The organism is Tolumonas osonensis (assembly GCF_014202415.1).
GTDB lineage: Bacteria > Pseudomonadota > Gammaproteobacteria > Enterobacterales > Aeromonadaceae > Tolumonas > Tolumonas osonensis.
Map to the genome: position 1 here is coordinate 31,310 of NZ_JACHGR010000003.1, position 15,823 is coordinate 47,132.

A 15,823-nucleotide genomic window follows, 5' to 3' on the forward strand; every position below is an offset into this window, starting at 1 on the left:
CTTAGCTCCCCTTGGACGTCAGTTTGACAGTTGGGTTGATCAGACCATACAGCAGATCGACCAGCGTATTGGTCACCACAAACACCAGTCCGACAAAAATGACATAAGCCGTGATCAGCGGTGTATCCACGCGGGTGATGGCTTCCAGAAACAGGAAGCCGGTGCCTGGCCACTGGAACACTGTTTCCGTCAGAATGGTATACGCCACCATTGAGCCGATTTGCACACCACCCACTGTGATCACCGGCAGCATGGTGTTTTTCAGCGCATGTCGGAACCACACTTTGTTTTTATCCAGCCCTTTCGCCCAGGCAAATTTGACATATTCGGCACTCAGTGCCTCCAACATCTCAGCCCGCACCAGACGGATAAACAGCGGCAACATGATGGAAGAGAGCGCAATGGAAGGCAGTAACAGGTGCTTTAAGCCATCAATGGTAAAGAGACCGGATTCCCATCCCAGCAGATTAACCGTCTCGCCCCGTCCATAAGACGGCAGCCAGCCCAGTTCGATCGAGAAGACATACATCAGCAGAATCGCAGTCAGGAAGACCGGTACGGAAATACCGATGGTGCTGACACCCATGATCAGCTTGGTGCCCATACTGCGCGGTTTAATGGCGCAATACACGCCGGCCGGGATCGAGATCGAGATGATCCAAAACGTAGCGGCAAACACCAGCTCCAGTGTCGCCACCAGCTTACCGAGGATAATATCCAGCGCCGGTTTTTTAAAAATAAAGGATGTTCCCCAATCACCATGCAGCGCATTGGCCAGGAAACGGGAATACTTAACCATGAACGGATCATTTAATCCCAGCTGGTTACGCAATACTTCACGCTGCGCTTCAGACACACCTTGTCCGACCATTTCACGCAACGGATCACCCAGATTATCCTGAATAGCGAATGCTACCAGACTAATCACCAACATCACGACAATGGCCTGCACCAGTCGTTTAAACAAAAAAGTCAGCATGCACGAAGATCCTGCATTTTAATAAAAAAGGATTTGGAGCCGGTACTATCGCCGGCTCCGCATCACATTACTCTTTTACTTTCAGATCGCCGTAGTATGGGAAATCCAGACCATTGACGATAGGTTTGATGTCCAGTTTGGATTTCGCCGCCCAGGACAGGTTTTGCCATTCCAGAGGCAGGTAAGCTGCATCCTTCATCAGGATTTTTTCAATCTGCTGCAGCATGGCGGTACGTTTGGCAACGTCCACTTCACCATTGGATTCAGCAATCAGCTTATCCACTTCGGCATTGGAGTAACCACCGCAGTTGTACTGACCTTTACCGGTTTTATCGTTACGGGTCTGTACCAGATATTCGAAATAGTTTCCGGAATCCTGTGTATCTGACTGCCAGCCGATCAGTTGCATACCCGCAGCACACTTATCAAACTCAGGCCAGTATTGTGCTTTAGGCATGGTTTTCAGCGTGACCTTGATGTTGATTTTGGACAACATGTTGGCCACTGCTTCAGCGATCTTAGCATCATTGATATAGCGGTTGTTGGTCGCGATCATGGTGATCTCGAAGCCTTTTTCCTGACCCGCCGCTTGCATCAGCTCTTTGGCTTTCTTCAGATCATACTGGGGCACCAGATCCGGAGTATGGCCCAGATAACCTTCAGGGCTCATCTGGCCTGCCGGAGTTGCGAAGCCTTTCATGATCTTGTCGACAATACCTTTCTGGTTAACCGCCAGATTCACCGCTTCGCGTACGCGCTGATCTTTGAACTGAGGAACCACATTCTGGTTCAGCTCAAACATCACGATACGGTTACTGGTTTCAGTGACCATCTGCAGATTTGAGTCAGACTGAACACGTTTCTGATCGTTCGGCGCCACCGGTGCGATCATGTCCACGTCGCCAGACAACAGTGCTGCTACGCGGGTCGCATCTTCTTTGATTGGCACTACCGTCAGCTTATCAACGTTACCTGGTGACTTTTTATCCCAGTAATCCTTGTTACGTTCCAGGGTCAGTTTCACGCCCTGTTCACGGGAAACCAGCTTGAACGGACCGGTACCGGAAACATGGTTCGCCGCGTAGGTATTGGCCGCTTTGACGATTTCATCCTTGTCTTTACCGTCTTCGGTTTTACCGGTATAGAATTTGGAATCCATGATGAACAGATAAGTCGCGTTCTGCAGTACCAGCGGATATGGCACTTTAGCCACTAAATCAACGGTGTAATCGTCGATTTTCTTCATGCCGTCGTAAACTTCAAACAGACCTTTATAGTCTTCTGACTTCATAATACGGTTATAAGTCCACACCACGTCGTCCGCAGTGAACGCATTGCCAGAGTGGAATTTCACGTCTTTACGCAGATGGAAACGAACAGTTTTGGCATCCACCTGTTCCCATGACTCAGCCAGACGGCCTTCAAATTTCATGTCTTTGGTAAAACGCACCAGCGGATCAAAAGACATGTGAGCGTATTGCAGAATACCGCCGGACAGTTGTTCATAGATATCCAGCGATTCCGGATCAGCATCTAAAGCAACTTTGACATCAGCAGCATACAACGGCATAGAGATGCCGGCAGCCAGTAACAAAGCGGTAATTTTGCTTATTCCTGTTTTCATCTAAAGCTCCCTGTTTTATTAATTTGAAGACTGATTCACGGCTGCCAATTCATCCGCAATCTGCAGACCAGCGCGGCTCATGCCTTTAAATTCCGGCATCAGTGATATCAGCTTACGGCTGTACTCATGCTGTGGTGACAAGAACAGATCTTCTGTTTTCGCCACTTCCAGCAAAGTTCCTTTTTGCATCACACCAATCCGGTCACACATCTGACGGATAACCGGCAAATCGTGACTGATGAACAACATGGTGAGTTTGAGCTCCTGCTGCAGATCTTTCAGCAGGTTGAGGATCTGCGCCTGTACCGATACATCCAGCGCGGAGGTTGGTTCATCACAAATCAGCAAACGAGGACGCGTCGCCAGTGCGCGGGCGATGGAAATACGCTGGCGTTGACCACCAGAGAACTCATGCGGATATTTCACGCCGGCCTTGTGACCCAGCCCGACGTGATCCAGCAGATCGCCGACGATATCCTGGATCTGACGTTCATTTTCCGCCAAGTGATGGAAACGGATAGGCTCGGCAATAATATCCGCCACTTTCATGCGCGGATTCAGCGATGAGTACGGATTCTGAAATACCATCTGCATCGCCCGGCGGAACGGGCGACGCTCTTTTTCCGTTTTTAGCGCCGTGAGATCAATCCCTTCAAAGATGACCTGACCTTCGTGCGGTGGGTACAAACCGGTGATCACGCGGGCAATCGTTGATTTGCCGGAACCGGACTCCCCGACCAGACCGAAGGTTTCACCTTCATTGATTTCAAAACTGACGTGATTATTCGCCTGCACATATTCACGGCGCGACGGGAAAATAGAATCCTTGGTCAGGAAACGCAGGCTGATATCTTTCACCTGCAGCAGAGCACCCTGATATTCCCGGTGTTCCTGCTGTTGTCCCAGCCAGTGATTTTTCAGATCAATCGACACCGGCTGTTCAGCGGATTCGATATAAGAGACCAGCGGGAAACGCACCAGTTTAACATCGGAACGCGGCACTGCAGAAATCAGACTCTGGGTATAAGGATGTTTCGGCGCACCCAGGACCTGTTCGGTGGTACCGATTTCTACCAGATCACCACGATACATCACCGCGACGCGATCAGTGATGTTCGACACCACCCCCATGTCATGGGTGACCAGCATGCAGCCAACCTGACGCTCTTTGCACAGCTTTTTAATCAGTTGCAGGATCTGATCCTGAATGGAGACATCCAGTGCCGTTGTCGGTTCGTCAGCAATGATCAAATCCGGATCACAGCACAGTGCAATCGCAATCACCACACGCTGCCGCATGCCACCGGAGAACTGATGCGGATATTGTTTGATACGCAGTTCCGGTTGCGGAATACCCACCGCCTCCATCAGTTCCAGCGCTTTTTCATACGCTTCGTCCGGTTTCAGTTCGGTATTCGCCAGCATGGTTTCGACCAGCTGTTGTTCCACCGTAAACAGCGGGTTCAGCGACGTCATCGGGTCCTGAAAAATAAAACCGATTCTGGCACCACGGATTTCCCGGATAGCATCCGGCGACAACCCGGAAATTTTTTCACCATTCAGAAAGACGTCACCCCGGGCAATGCGGCCCGGAGGGCTTAACAAATCAATGATGGCATTACCAATGGTTGATTTGCCGGCACCAGACTCGCCGACCACCCCCAGAATTTCGCCTTTCTCAATCGAGAATGACAGATCTTTCACTGCCGCCATCACCCCATGACGGGAGGGATATTCAATTCTTAAATTTCTGACTTCCAGCAGGGACATCCGTCGACCTCTAGTCTAGTAACGAAAACACGGTATTGAGAGACCAGAAGTGCACACTTCAGGCCAGGACAAGAGATTTATCTTATAAGGAAGATATGTTCAGAGAAACAATAAAAAACAGAATTAGATTCCAGAAGACTAGCTATTTCACAAAATTAAATAAAAAAGGCAAAAAATTGCGCACATTCTGAAATAACCAACACAAAATGGCAGTTTGAGTCCGAAATTTGAAAAGGATAATATTGAATCCGCATCAATCTTTACCGTCGATTTTAACCAAAAACACTCAGATTTGTAACAAACTGAAAACAGGGATGCCATTGATAATGTTCTGTTTTAGTGCAGATGACATATGAATGGGCAAACGGAAAGAAAGTACAGAGATGGAAACAGAGAGGGCGGCTATTGCCGCCCTCTTCAAATTTCAAGGTGCAGTTGTAGGACATGTTAAATTTGGATTTGGAATGCCCTGTTTGTAAAAAACCACACATCCACCATTGGTAATACTTTGTGTTGCAGTGGTAGTAATACTTGCAGGGTTAGGCACAAAGTCATAATCAGTTTGGTTAATAGAAAATGATGCTGTGATTGAGGCACCAGGATTAATATCACATTCATACACTTGATATTTATACACACTATCTGTCGAACCTTCTTTAGGCTCGAGATAACAGGTTGAGTCAGGTGTAATTGAGATGACCGGGGAACTTCCACTACAAAGAGTATATTTATTAGAATTTGAGTTATAGCTATCAAAACAATATACCCGTCCACGGACCTTATATTTTGTAGTAGAACCAGTCACTGTAACATTCAATATTCCTTTAATTGATGCTTGAGTAGGATCGGATACACTGACCTCGTCTTTTTTAGGGTTTTGAATATATGCAGAAATAGCTGAATTACCGTAATACGCTTCTGCAGTCACTTGATATGGACCACCAGGAGTCACAGGAGTAAGAACACCTCTTCGATAATAATCTGAATAATAAGAACCAGTTGCCTTATTCTGCGGACCACTCATAGCCTCATTTAAGACTCGAATTTTACTAACGTCATCATCATTATTTGTTGTGTCATTTGGATGCCAACGAGTTAAGAGCGTCATATTAATATCGTAAAAAGGAACTTTACTGATATCAACAGTAGATGCATGATACTCCTCTAACCAGTCAGGTGACAGATTGTCAACAAAGATGCCTCTAGATATTAATTGGATACTATTATCAGTTACGCTTAACGATAACGCCATCTTATCGCCGTTTGCATCTCTATTACTATTTGGATTAGCATCATACCAAGCATCAAAATCCAAAATATTAACATCTGAAAGTGAACCTACAGGCCAACTTGAAGACCAGTTAGATCGCTGCCATTCAACATATTTCATGACAACATAGGAAACATAATTTTGATAATTGGTTAAATTTTCATCTTTTACAGTAAGGAAATCTTTGCTCATAACAACCAACTTCACCAAGTTCCAATCTGGCAGTGGCTTATAGTAACCATCAATCCGCATTAAACGACAAGAATCATAATATTTCCCTGAAGAAGTCGAAGTATATATTGGCGGATATACGCTGCCAGTAATATTATATTTATCTCCACCAACATTTAAACGATTATAAACCTCTTCAAATTTACTTTTATTTCCATCGAAATGGTTTTGACAACAAGTATTGCATAAAGTAGATGTTGTTGATGTACCCCGACTTTTAGTGGATGAAGACTTAGTCCCAAATTTCCAATATAATAAACCATCATCTGTTAATGTTGGTTCTGCAGGGTTAAAAGCTATTGCAGGATCTGTATAAGAGCAATCACAGGATACGGTTGCATAATCATCCAGCACTTGTGTATTACTGTTTTTATATGTGACAGTTTCAAAACTCACATTCATTAAGCCATTATCGCTATTTTTAATCGTCGGCAATGGTTTGGTAGTTTCTTTTTTACTGCCATCGGGAAGTGTAATTGAAACGATATCAGGAGCAATCCCTGGTGTATAAACAACTTGAGGATTATATTCTTTAATAGAGCCAGTACTGATTAGTTTTGCCTCACTGATGCGATCTGCGCGAGCTATGCTACCATATAGACTAACTTCATCATTACCATTATTCCAACTGACTGTTACCTTGATATCTTTGCTTCCATCACCTGCATCAGTGGATGTCCAATGGAGATTATAATTAAAGTTTCCAACAGATACCGCTCCGCTAACTATCGTGCCGCCCTTGTCACTCAGAATATCATCATATGCAGGAACACCCGAGCTCACAGTTAAACTGCCAAATGTTCTCAAATCATCCAGTTTACTTTCAGCCAGATTCAACGCTGTTAAACGAGTGCTGGATGCTATTTCATTTTGCAGATATTTATTATGTAATTGAAATAAAGCAACAACACTGACCATAACAATGACAAATGCAATAAGCACCTCAAGTAAAGCGACACCATTTTGCCTATTAAAACTTTTCATTCAGGCCTCCTATTCCCAATCCCGCCAACTACCAGGCACTATTGCAACGATTCTTTTTGATTTATTACTCAAATTTGTTAACACATCAGGATCATAGACTGCGTTAAAACCACCATTACTAATTTTTAATTTATAATTAGAGACAACCACACCATAAACAGAGGCTGTACCATTAATTTTCATATCATAGGTCGCTGTTGATGGATAATCTGGACTATTAGCTGTATCAAAGGCAAAAACCAATCCATATATAATAGCATTTGCATTTAATGTTAAATCACCATCCACAACTAATAATTCTACTGGATGATCTTTGCTACCAACAGTACCAGAGGGAGCACAGTTTCCATTAATAATATATCGCCCACTGGATGACGCATTCAAACTGCTGCAATCTGCTAACCCAGTTTTATTTACACCGACCCTATCTTCATAATCCGTTGGATTAGATTGGATTGTATCCGAAATTACCTCTTCTACCGTCGAGCTTCCTGCAAAAATATAGGCCAATAAGGATGCACTATCCGGGGGAAAATTAATCTTATCATCTTCAACAATATCTGCTTGCTTACCATTTTTATTAGAACTATATGCTGCGGTTTTACAACCGCTGTTACCTGTATAATCATATTCCTCTCTGCCACAAGATGCAAAAGAAGCGCCGATATCAACCACTTCTCTTGACCAGACTGACAAAGGAACACCAGCTCCCCCGCCATTAGGATTTGCCACAATAGCCAGGTTACCACCAATAGCAGTCCCTGCAGCAACCGTAAGAGGAGCATCAGGAAGTGAGGAAAGAGTGGGTATTTCTATAACCTGCTGACTGACTGCCACTCGTGATTCAGCATCTGTAGAAGTAGCCGAACTGGCCGAATAACCTGCAGTACCAACAGAACGAATAGTCACAGACCTAATGATATTATCACCCAGCGCAATCTCAGAAACGTTGCCAAAAGAAACCTGATAATAGGGAACTGCTGTCTGATGTTTTAAATCAGCCCGATTGTCAAAATCACTCATTAGCTGAGCAATACCTTTATCCAGCCCGGCCTGCGCCGCATTCATGGCTTCATGATAACGAACCTGATTTGATGCCGAACGCTGTTCACCCATCAGCATTTTTCCGGTCATCAATGACAACGCGGTAATCAGCAGAACAATAATTAACACAACCGTTAAGGTTATAAAGCCTGACTCTTTATTCAAATTGGTCATTGCGTAACCTCACTATACGATCAAGCCTCAGCTGAATGTCATTGTTTGTGCTACTTCTACCTGCAATTCGTATCCGGACAAAACGCTGGCCCGTAGTGTTGTAGGCACCACTAGTCGCATATCCACTACTTACCGGATCGAGAACAAAAGTGAGACCTGTAATATCCAGATGACCATCGCCACCAGCTAATACCTGCCATGTATTATCTACAGTGCACGATTGAGAACCTGCTGTGTTAAATTCCCGATATACAACTGAGTTGGCACCAGAAACATAACTGTATGCAATAATTTCCGGTGGATTGGCACCTCCGGTAATTGAACCATCACCGTTTGCATCATATCGCAGCAAAATGCAGTTATTCTGCAAGTCCAGTGTTGAACCATCTGACGCATAAGCAGAAAACATTGCGGTATGAACAGCATTAGAAGCCGCGCTGCTGGTCGGATTGCCTGTACTATCTCTTTCCAGTGCAGCTTCTGCACCGCTGGCATACCCGGTGCGTTGAATATCGCGGGCGATGATATCCAGAGCCGCCTGCATATCCAGATTTAACCGGGATACCTGCACTGTCGTCGAATTAGCACGAATGATGCTGACATACATAGTAGCCACAATCGCCGCCACAAATAAGCCAACCACCATGGCAACCATCAGTTCTATCAATGAAAAACCTTTCATTTTCTTCATTGTCAGGAGGCTCTTTTTTAAGGTGATGATGGACATTTATCCACCCCCGTCAAACCAGCTTTACCGATAGGCGTACACATAAAAACCCGTCCCAGTGATGTTGTTCTCACTTCTATTTCTTTCCCTGTCTCACCATAAGAAAATATGATTCGGTTAGTATTCATGATTGTTCTTTGAGACTGAATCGTAACGCTGGAGGTATTGCTGGTCATGCTGACCCTGGGGTAGCTGCTCCAACTGACACCACGCATTATACCATCATCATGGATATCGCAATCAGTATCTCCGCAACTGCCACAATCCGGATTATCAGAAACCTGATAACACCAGTTGTCACCTGTCTGGAATAAGGAAACGGTTATATCATCCGTGTTGCGTTTAATCGCCTCACTACGGGCAAACTGAATATCTGCGTACAGCGCCTGAGCAGCACCCTGTAGGGTATTATCCTCCTTAAACTGCAGATAACTCGGCACTCCTATACCCAGCAGAATCGTCATCACCAGTATGGTGATGATCAGTTCCATTAGAGTAAAACCGGAAATTTGCGATCTCACGTGCTCTCTCCTTGGCATTGAGGTCTTTTTCAACCAGAATAAAACAAGACCATTCTTATTAGTTTAAATCGTACTCTGAAAGAGGTAGGTAAATATGAAAAATAATTCCAGAGGCTTCACCTTGCTGGAACTTATGATAGTCGTCGCTGTTGTTGCCATTCTGGCTACCATAGCCTACCCGAGTTATCAGAACTTTATATTACGGTCACACCGTGCTGAAGCAATTGAAGGACTTCTGTCTGCCCAGTTACGGCAGGAAGAATGGCGGGTAAAAAACGGTTCATATACCAGCACGATGAGTAATATTGGAAGTCCATCAAGCACTTATTATAATTTTTCAGCTTCTGTTAGCAGCAGTGGTGTACCAACCTATACCTTGACCGCATCAGCTGCAGGCAGCCAAACAGCAGATTCAGACTGTCCGACATTAACCATAACCAATGCCGATGTTAAAGGCCCATCTGCTTCCTGCTGGGAATAAAGTCCCATCATAAAGGATTCGTGCGCATACTTCTTTGGTATGCGCCACATAACTCAAAAGAAATGTGCCAATATCTGCATCACGATCAAACCGAATACCCCTGCCAGCACATCATCGATCATGATACCCAGACCGCCTTTGACATAACGATCCAGCCAGCGGATTGGCCAGGGCTTGATCACATCGAACAGGCGAAACAGCAGAAAACCCGTCAGTAACCAGAGTAAGCCTTTGGGAGCGGCGATCATGGTGATCCAGAAACCCACGAATTCATCCCAGACGATCGAACCATGATCCGACTGGCCGATGGCGTTCGTGGCTGACTGGCAAATCCGGATGCCGGCTATGGCTGCAATAGCGGTGATCGCAATGTAGACCGCTAACGGTAAATCCATCATCAACCAGTAAAACGGGATGGCAGCCAGTGTGCCGAACGTACCGGGCGCCACCGGCGATAATCCGGAACCAAAACCTGTCGCCAGCCAGTGCAGCGGATTACGCCAGTTTAACTTCTCCAACGCATCACGGCTTTTATGATGTTTTTCCAGTTTCACCATGGTGAAAATGCTCCCAGCCATTGATATGTAATTCGACAGGTTTGCCCTGATGATACCAGGTGATATGAGGGGTACCGGCGGTGATAGCACCAATTCGTGTCAACGGTAGTGTCAGTGACGTAGCCAATTCATGGAGTCTGTTTTCATGTTCCGCCGGCACTGTGAAACAAAGCTCGTAGTCATCCCCTCCGCCCAAAGCCAGTTGCAATGCCTGCTCGGGGGTTACGCTCTGCACCACCGCCGGATCCACAGGCAGCGTGCTTAACTCGATTTCGGCCGCCACACCAGAGGCACGCAGAATATGCATCAGATCACCGGAAAGCCCGTCAGATAGATCCAGTGCACTACTCGCGATATCCCGCAAAGCCAGGCCCAGCTCACAGCGAGGCTGCGGATAATCCATTCGCTGTTGGCATGTCTGTAACGCGTCATCAGGGATATGCAGATTATGAATCCGTTGCTGCACGGCCAATGCCGCCGCCCCTAGGCTACCGCTGATATAAACAGCGTCACCGGCTTTCGCACCGCTGCGGCGCAAGGCCTGCCTGGCCGGCACGGTACCTTTTGCGGAAACAGTAACAGAAAGCGGTCCGCGGGTTGTATCTCCGCCGATCAGCGCCACATTATGCTTTGTCGCCAGCGCATGAAATCCACGGGCAAATTCAGCCAGCCAGGACTCGTTGGCTTCAGGCAGTGTAATCGCCAGCGACACCCAGCGCGGGTAAGCCCCCATGGCTGCCAAATCGGAAAGGTTGACCGCCAGGACCTTATGTCCCAGTGCGAAAGGATCAATATCCGCGAAAAAATGAATACCACTGACCAGCGAATCCGTGGTCACGGCCAGACATTCCCCGGCAGGGATATTCAGCAAGGCGCAGTCGTCACCGATGCCAAGTTCCACATCATCACGGACTGAAGCCTGTGAAGCAAAATAATGCTGGATCAGTTCAAACTCACCCATGAATTATTCCTCTGATAACAAAAATCCCCGTCCTTCCAGCAGAAAAAACGGGGATCTTCATGATGTATGTGTTAACGCAAACGCAGACTACTGGCGCAGTCCCATTTGTTTAACCACTTTATCCAGTACACCATTCACGAACTTATGGCTGTCATCCGCTGCAAATGATTTTGCCAGTTCAATTGCTTCATTGATCACAACTTTATACGGCACATCTTTGCAATACATCAGTTCGTAACAGGCCAGACGCAACACACCTTTATCTACCTGATCCAGATCGTCCAGCTTACGAGACAGGAATGGGGAAAAGGTGGCGTCCAGGTTGGATACGTTCGTGGCAACACCGGTCAGCAACAGTTCGAAATATGGCAGATCAACGCCTTTGGTTGGCTGCTCAAGTTTAAACTGTTCTGCGATGTCGGCTACGTTGTCCTGAGTCAGCTGCCACTGATAAACAGCTTGCAGCGCTAACTGGCGCGCCTTACGGCGTTCAGCAGGTTTCAATCTTTCTCTCCTATCATGCGCCCAGGGCGTTCATGACATTAATCATTTCCAAAGTACTGAGTGCAGCTTCAACGCCTTTGTTGCCCGCTTTGGTACCGGCGCGCTCAATAGCCTGTTCAATGTTTTCGGTAGTCAATACACCGAATGCAACCGGAATTTCAGCTTCCAGTGCAACCTGAGCCAGACCTTTGGCGCATTCACCGGATACATACTCAAAATGAGCAGTACCACCGCGGATAACGCAACCCAGTGCAACGATGCCATCAAACTGTTTGCTCTTGGCCAGACGTTTTGCCGCCAGAGGCAGTTCAACGGCACCAGGCACCTTCACCAAAGTGATATTTTCGTCAGCAATCTGACCCTGACGTTTCAACGTATCCAGTGCACCTTCTACCAGACGGTCGTTGATGAAACTGTTAAAGCGAGACACTACGATCGCAATTTTGGCCTGTGGAGCCGGGATGACGCCTTCAATCACTTTCATGGGTAATCCTATAATCTGTTATGTCAGATAAACAAAACCTGATAATTCTATCACATTCAGCGCATGACCAAAACACGCGCCACAAGATCAGTTATTCACTGATGTATTCCACGACTTCCAGGCCAAACCCGGAAAGTACATAGCGTTTCGGTGAGCTAAGCAGACGCATCTGTTTCACGCCCATTGCTTTCAGGATCTGCGAGCCAACGCCAACCCGGCGGGAAGCAATGCCCGGTTTGCAGATTTCACTCGTCTGGCCAGCATCGACGGCAGCGTAATGTTCCAGCCGGCCCAGCAACTCTTCCTGACTGTTTTCATGACCGATGATAACGACGATACCACCTTCTGCATTAATCCGGCTCATCGCCTTATCCAGCGGCCAACTGCGCGGATTACCACGCTGACTATTCAGAACATCATTCAGGTAGTCATGCAGATGTACACGCACCAGTACGGGTTTGGATGGATCTTTCTGGGGCTTGCTCAATGCAAAATGCAGCTGATTATCAATGGTATCACGGAATGTGGTCAGTTCGAATTCACCGTATTCGGTCGGCAGATGACACTGGGATACTTTCTGAATGGTGGTTTCATGCTGATTGCGGTACTCGATCAGATCGGCAATGGTACCCAGCTTGATTCCATGTTCTTCGGCAAAGATCTCCAGATCCGGCCGGCGCGCCATGGTGCCATCTTCATTCAGAACCTCGACAATCACGGCAGCAGGTTCCAGACCAGCCAGACGCGCCAGATCACAGCCAGCTTCAGTGTGCCCATTGCGGGTCAGAACGCCACCATCCTGTGCCATCAGCGGGAAAATATGGCCGGGCTGCACCACATCGCTTGGCTTGGCATCCGGTGCGACAGCGGCCTGTATAGTACGGGCGCGATCCGCTGCGGAAATACCTGTGGTCACCCCTTCCGCCGCTTCGATGGTCACGGTGAATGCCGTGGAAAACTGCGCTTCATTTTTATCGACCATCAACGGCAGATCCAGTTGCTGACAGCGGGCTTTCGACAGTGTCAGACAGATCAGCCCACGGCCATAACGCGCCATAAAGTTGATATCTTCAGGGCGCACCATGGATGCTGCCATCAAGATATCGCCTTCATTTTCCCGATCTTCATCGTCCATCAGAATAACCATCTTACCCTGACGAAAATCTTCAATAATCTCTTCAATCTTACTGATAGCCATGACATCCCCTTAGTCAGTTATCGCAGAAAACCGTTCTTTGCCAGCATTTCCATGGTGATGTTGCTTTGCGTGGATTGTGCGGCTTTGTCACCCAGCAACAAACGTTCCAGGTAACGTGCAATCACATCCACTTCCAGATTAACTTTCACGCCGGTCTGCCATTCATCGACCGTGGTCTCACCGCTGGTATGTGGCACAATGGTCAGCTTGAAACGCGCACCGTCGATCGCATTTACCGTCAGACTGATACCATCAACGGTAATTGAACCTTTTTCTGCAATGTATTTCGCCAGTTCGTCTGGCGCCTTGATCCAGTATTCTTTCGCCCGGCCAAGCTGTTTGACCGCCACGATTTCACCAACACCATCAACATGTCCGGAAACCAGATGTCCGCCCAAGCGGGTATTGGGTGTCAGCGCCCGCTCCAGATTGACCTGTTGTCCGGCCTGATAGAAGGCAAAACTGCTGCGCTGTAGCGTTTCCAGCGATAAATCCGCGATATAGCCATCGCCGGTTAATGCCACAACGGTGAGACACACACCATTGGTAGCGATTGAATCGCCCAGTTTCACATCTGATAAATCCAGCTTACCGCTTTTTACCCGGACAGAAACATCCTCACCTTTCGGTTGTATCGCCGCGAGTGTACCTACCGCTTCAATAATTCCGGTAAACATCGTTATTCCTTATTCGGACGTAAGATTAAGCGCAAGTCATTACCGACTTTACGGACATCCTGCCACTGCCAGCCGGTAACTTCAGACATATGCTGAAACTCAGGCAGATTGACCAGACCCCGCGCAGGATTTCCCATCAGTTTGGGGGCGAGATAAACAATCAGTTCATCGACCAGTCCGGCATGTAATAAAGCGCCACCCAGTGTGGCACCCGCTTCGACCCAGATCTCATTCATGTGACGTTGTGCCAGTATCTGCATCAGCGAAGTCAGATCCAGCTTGCCCGAGTCTGCCAGAGGGACGATCAGTTGCTGCACCTGCTCCGGCCATTGCCCCTGCGCTTCCTGTCGTGCCAGCCAGATCTCGCCGGAAATGGAGAACAGCCTTGCGGATGGTTCAATGCGCTGCTGCGAATCGACAATGACGCGCACCGGCTGACGAATGTTTTCTGCAGGATATGTTTCCTGTAAGGATGAAGGGAATTGCGTCCAGCGGACATTCAGTGAAGGATCATCTGCCAGCACGGTGTCCGCCCCGGTCAGAATGGCACTGCTTTGTGCCCGCCAGCGCTGCACATCGGCTCTGGCAGCCGGCGAGGTGATCCACTGGCTCTGTCCGTTGGCCAATGCGGTGCGGCCATCCAGACTGGCGGCCAGTTTCAGCCGGACATACGGCAAGCCATGACGCATCCGTTTGATAAAGCCGGGATTCAGTGCTTCTGCCTGCGGTTGCAGCAACCCCGACTGAACCTGAATACCAGCCTCGGCCAGCCGGCGCATACCCCGGCCTGAAACCTGCGGATTCGGATCCTCCATTGCCGCGACTACACGGGCAACGCCCGCCTTGACCAGCGCGTCCGCACAGGGGGGCGTCCGGCCAAAATGGGAACAGGGTTCCAGCGTCACGTAGGCTGTTGCACCCCGCGCCTTATCGCCCGCCATCCGCAACGCATGGACTTCCGCATGCGGTTCGCCAGCGCGCAGATGAAAGCCTTCACCGACTATCACCCCGTCAGACACAATCACACAACCCACATTCGGGTTCGGAGAAGTGGTAAAGCACCCCTGCTTTGCCAGTTGCAAAGCGCGGCTCATATACAGATGATCTTCGGCAGAAAACACTTATTTCTCCAGACGTGCGATCTCTTCACCAAATTCACGGATATCTTCAAAACTGCGATAGACAGAGGCAAACCGGATATAAGCGACTTTATCCAGTTGCTTCAGTTCTTCCATGACCAGATTACCGATAATCTTGGACATGATCTCGCGTTCGCCGGTGGCCCGCAGATTTGATTTTATCCGGTTGATACTTTGTTCAATCAGCTCGGTGCTGACCGGCCGTTTTTCCAGTGCCCGCTGAATGCCATTACGCAATTTATCTTCGTTAAAGGGCTCGCGGACACCATTGCTTTTTATTACTCGGGGCATGACCAGTTCGGCCATCTCAAATGTAGTAAAACGCTCATGACAAACCAGGCATTCCCGCCGGCGGCGTACCTGATGCCCGTCCGCTACCAGGCGCGAATCAATAACCTTCGTGTCATCGGCATTACAAAATGGACAATGCATCTGTGCTTAATCCTGAAATCTGTCGGTTTTGCCAGTTTATCAGAGATCCCCGAAACGCCAATAAAA

General features: G+C 47.8%; 16 protein-coding genes. 1 reads left to right on the plus strand and 15 read right to left on the minus strand.

Annotated features, from left to right (window positions below; genetic code table 11):
- Position 1 precedes the first annotated feature (1 nt).
- The 7 genes from HNR75_RS04660 to HNR75_RS04690 all read right to left on the minus strand — a co-directional run bounded on the left by HNR75_RS04660 (position 2) and on the right by HNR75_RS04690 (position 9,294).
- Complete coding sequence (locus tag HNR75_RS04660) at positions 2 to 979, minus strand: ABC transporter permease (RefSeq protein WP_188025856.1); 978 nt, start codon at positions 977 to 979, stop codon at positions 2 to 4.
- A gap of 67 nt (positions 980 to 1,046) precedes the next feature.
- Positions 1,047 to 2,603 carry an ABC transporter substrate-binding protein gene (locus HNR75_RS04665; RefSeq protein WP_188025857.1) on the minus strand — a complete coding sequence of 519 codons (1,557 nt, stop codon included), beginning with the start codon at positions 2,601 to 2,603 and terminating at the stop codon, positions 1,047 to 1,049.
- 18 nt (positions 2,604 to 2,621) lie between these two features.
- Positions 2,622 to 4,373, minus strand: coding sequence for a dipeptide ABC transporter ATP-binding protein (locus HNR75_RS04670; RefSeq protein WP_188025858.1), 1,752 nt, complete (start codon positions 4,371 to 4,373; stop codon positions 2,622 to 2,624).
- A 424-nt stretch (positions 4,374 to 4,797) separates the two neighbouring features.
- Positions 4,798 to 6,858: a type IV pilus modification PilV family protein gene (locus tag HNR75_RS04675; RefSeq protein ID WP_188025859.1), complete on the minus strand. Its 2,061-nt coding sequence runs from the start codon at positions 6,856 to 6,858 to the stop codon at positions 4,798 to 4,800.
- A 9-nt stretch (positions 6,859 to 6,867) separates the two neighbouring features.
- Entirely contained in the window at positions 6,868 to 8,076 is a 1,209-nt protein-coding gene (locus tag HNR75_RS04680; protein ID WP_188025860.1) for a pilus assembly PilX N-terminal domain-containing protein, read from the minus strand.
- A complete protein-coding gene (locus HNR75_RS04685) occupies positions 8,060 to 8,803 on the minus strand; it encodes a PilW family protein (protein ID WP_188025861.1) in 744 nt (247 codons plus the stop codon). The genes HNR75_RS04680 and HNR75_RS04685 overlap by 17 nt, the downstream gene beginning before the upstream one ends.
- The gene (locus tag HNR75_RS04690) at positions 8,785 to 9,294 is read right to left on the minus strand and encodes a GspH/FimT family pseudopilin (RefSeq protein WP_188025862.1); all 510 of its coding nucleotides are present in this window, start codon (positions 9,292 to 9,294) and stop codon (positions 8,785 to 8,787) included. Before HNR75_RS04690 ends, HNR75_RS04685 begins: the two co-directional genes overlap by 19 nt.
- 124 nt (positions 9,295 to 9,418) lie before the next feature.
- Between HNR75_RS04690 and HNR75_RS04695 the strand changes: the two genes are divergently transcribed.
- A complete protein-coding gene (locus HNR75_RS04695) occupies positions 9,419 to 9,805 on the plus strand; it encodes a type IV pilin protein (RefSeq protein WP_188025863.1) in 387 nt (128 codons plus the stop codon).
- A gap of 53 nt (positions 9,806 to 9,858) precedes the next feature.
- Here HNR75_RS04695 and HNR75_RS04700 read toward each other — a convergent pair whose 3' ends face one another.
- The 8 genes from HNR75_RS04700 to nrdR form a co-directional block, all read right to left on the minus strand.
- Entirely contained in the window at positions 9,859 to 10,362 is a 504-nt protein-coding gene (locus HNR75_RS04700; protein WP_188025864.1) for a phosphatidylglycerophosphatase A family protein, read from the minus strand.
- Positions 10,337 to 11,323: a thiamine-phosphate kinase gene (thiL, locus tag HNR75_RS04705; protein ID WP_188025865.1), complete on the minus strand. Its 987-nt coding sequence runs from the start codon at positions 11,321 to 11,323 to the stop codon at positions 10,337 to 10,339. The genes HNR75_RS04700 and thiL overlap by 26 nt, the downstream gene beginning before the upstream one ends.
- A gap of 87 nt (positions 11,324 to 11,410) precedes the next feature.
- The gene (nusB, locus tag HNR75_RS04710) at positions 11,411 to 11,827 is read right to left on the minus strand and encodes a transcription antitermination factor NusB (protein WP_188025866.1); all 417 of its coding nucleotides are present in this window, start codon (positions 11,825 to 11,827) and stop codon (positions 11,411 to 11,413) included.
- A 13-nt stretch (positions 11,828 to 11,840) separates the two neighbouring features.
- Positions 11,841 to 12,311 carry a 6,7-dimethyl-8-ribityllumazine synthase gene (gene ribH, locus HNR75_RS04715; protein WP_015879565.1) on the minus strand — a complete coding sequence of 157 codons (471 nt, stop codon included), beginning with the start codon at positions 12,309 to 12,311 and terminating at the stop codon, positions 11,841 to 11,843.
- Between the two features lie 91 nt (positions 12,312 to 12,402).
- Positions 12,403 to 13,509, minus strand: a complete 1,107-nt coding sequence (gene ribBA / locus HNR75_RS04720; protein ID WP_188025867.1) for a bifunctional 3,4-dihydroxy-2-butanone-4-phosphate synthase/GTP cyclohydrolase II — start codon at positions 13,507 to 13,509, stop codon at positions 12,403 to 12,405.
- A 17-nt stretch (positions 13,510 to 13,526) separates the two neighbouring features.
- A complete protein-coding gene (locus HNR75_RS04725) occupies positions 13,527 to 14,186 on the minus strand; it encodes a riboflavin synthase (RefSeq protein WP_188025868.1) in 660 nt (219 codons plus the stop codon).
- A gap of 2 nt (positions 14,187 to 14,188) precedes the next feature.
- Complete coding sequence (gene ribD, locus HNR75_RS04730; RefSeq protein WP_343043247.1) at positions 14,189 to 15,307, minus strand: bifunctional diaminohydroxyphosphoribosylaminopyrimidine deaminase/5-amino-6-(5-phosphoribosylamino)uracil reductase RibD; 1,119 nt, start codon at positions 15,305 to 15,307, stop codon at positions 14,189 to 14,191.
- Positions 15,308 to 15,757, minus strand: coding sequence for a transcriptional regulator NrdR (nrdR, locus tag HNR75_RS04735; protein ID WP_188025869.1), 450 nt, complete (start codon positions 15,755 to 15,757; stop codon positions 15,308 to 15,310).
- Between the last annotated feature and the right edge of the window lie 66 nt (positions 15,758 to 15,823).

Bases quoted from the DNA above. Each gene is read 5' to 3' on its own strand.
- HNR75_RS04700 (WP_188025864.1), bottom strand. From the start codon at position 10,362: ATGGTGAAACTGGAAAAACATCATAAAAGCCGTGATGCGTTGGAGAAG.
- HNR75_RS04690 (WP_188025862.1), bottom strand. From the start codon at position 9,294: ATGGAACTGATCATCACCATACTGGTGATGACGATTCTGCTGGGTATA.
- HNR75_RS04695 (WP_188025863.1), top strand. From the start codon at position 9,419: ATGAAAAATAATTCCAGAGGCTTCACCTTGCTGGAACTTATGATAGTC.
- ribH (WP_015879565.1), bottom strand. From the start codon at position 12,311: ATGAAAGTGATTGAAGGCGTCATCCCGGCTCCACAGGCCAAAATTGCG.
- HNR75_RS04680 (WP_188025860.1), bottom strand. From the start codon at position 8,076: ATGACCAATTTGAATAAAGAGTCAGGCTTTATAACCTTAACGGTTGTG.
- nrdR (WP_188025869.1), bottom strand. From the start codon at position 15,757: ATGCATTGTCCATTTTGTAATGCCGATGACACGAAGGTTATTGATTCG.
- thiL (WP_188025865.1), bottom strand. From the start codon at position 11,323: ATGGGTGAGTTTGAACTGATCCAGCATTATTTTGCTTCACAGGCTTCA.
- HNR75_RS04675 (WP_188025859.1), bottom strand. From the start codon at position 6,858: ATGAAAAGTTTTAATAGGCAAAATGGTGTCGCTTTACTTGAGGTGCTT.
- HNR75_RS04665 (WP_188025857.1), bottom strand. From the start codon at position 2,603: ATGAAAACAGGAATAAGCAAAATTACCGCTTTGTTACTGGCTGCCGGC.
- HNR75_RS04670 (WP_188025858.1), bottom strand. From the start codon at position 4,373: ATGTCCCTGCTGGAAGTCAGAAATTTAAGAATTGAATATCCCTCCCGT.
- ribBA (WP_188025867.1), bottom strand. From the start codon at position 13,509: ATGGCTATCAGTAAGATTGAAGAGATTATTGAAGATTTTCGTCAGGGT.
- HNR75_RS04725 (WP_188025868.1), bottom strand. From the start codon at position 14,186: ATGTTTACCGGAATTATTGAAGCGGTAGGTACACTCGCGGCGATACAA.
- HNR75_RS04660 (WP_188025856.1), bottom strand. From the start codon at position 979: ATGCTGACTTTTTTGTTTAAACGACTGGTGCAGGCCATTGTCGTGATG.
- HNR75_RS04685 (WP_188025861.1), bottom strand. From the start codon at position 8,803: ATGTCCATCATCACCTTAAAAAAGAGCCTCCTGACAATGAAGAAAATG.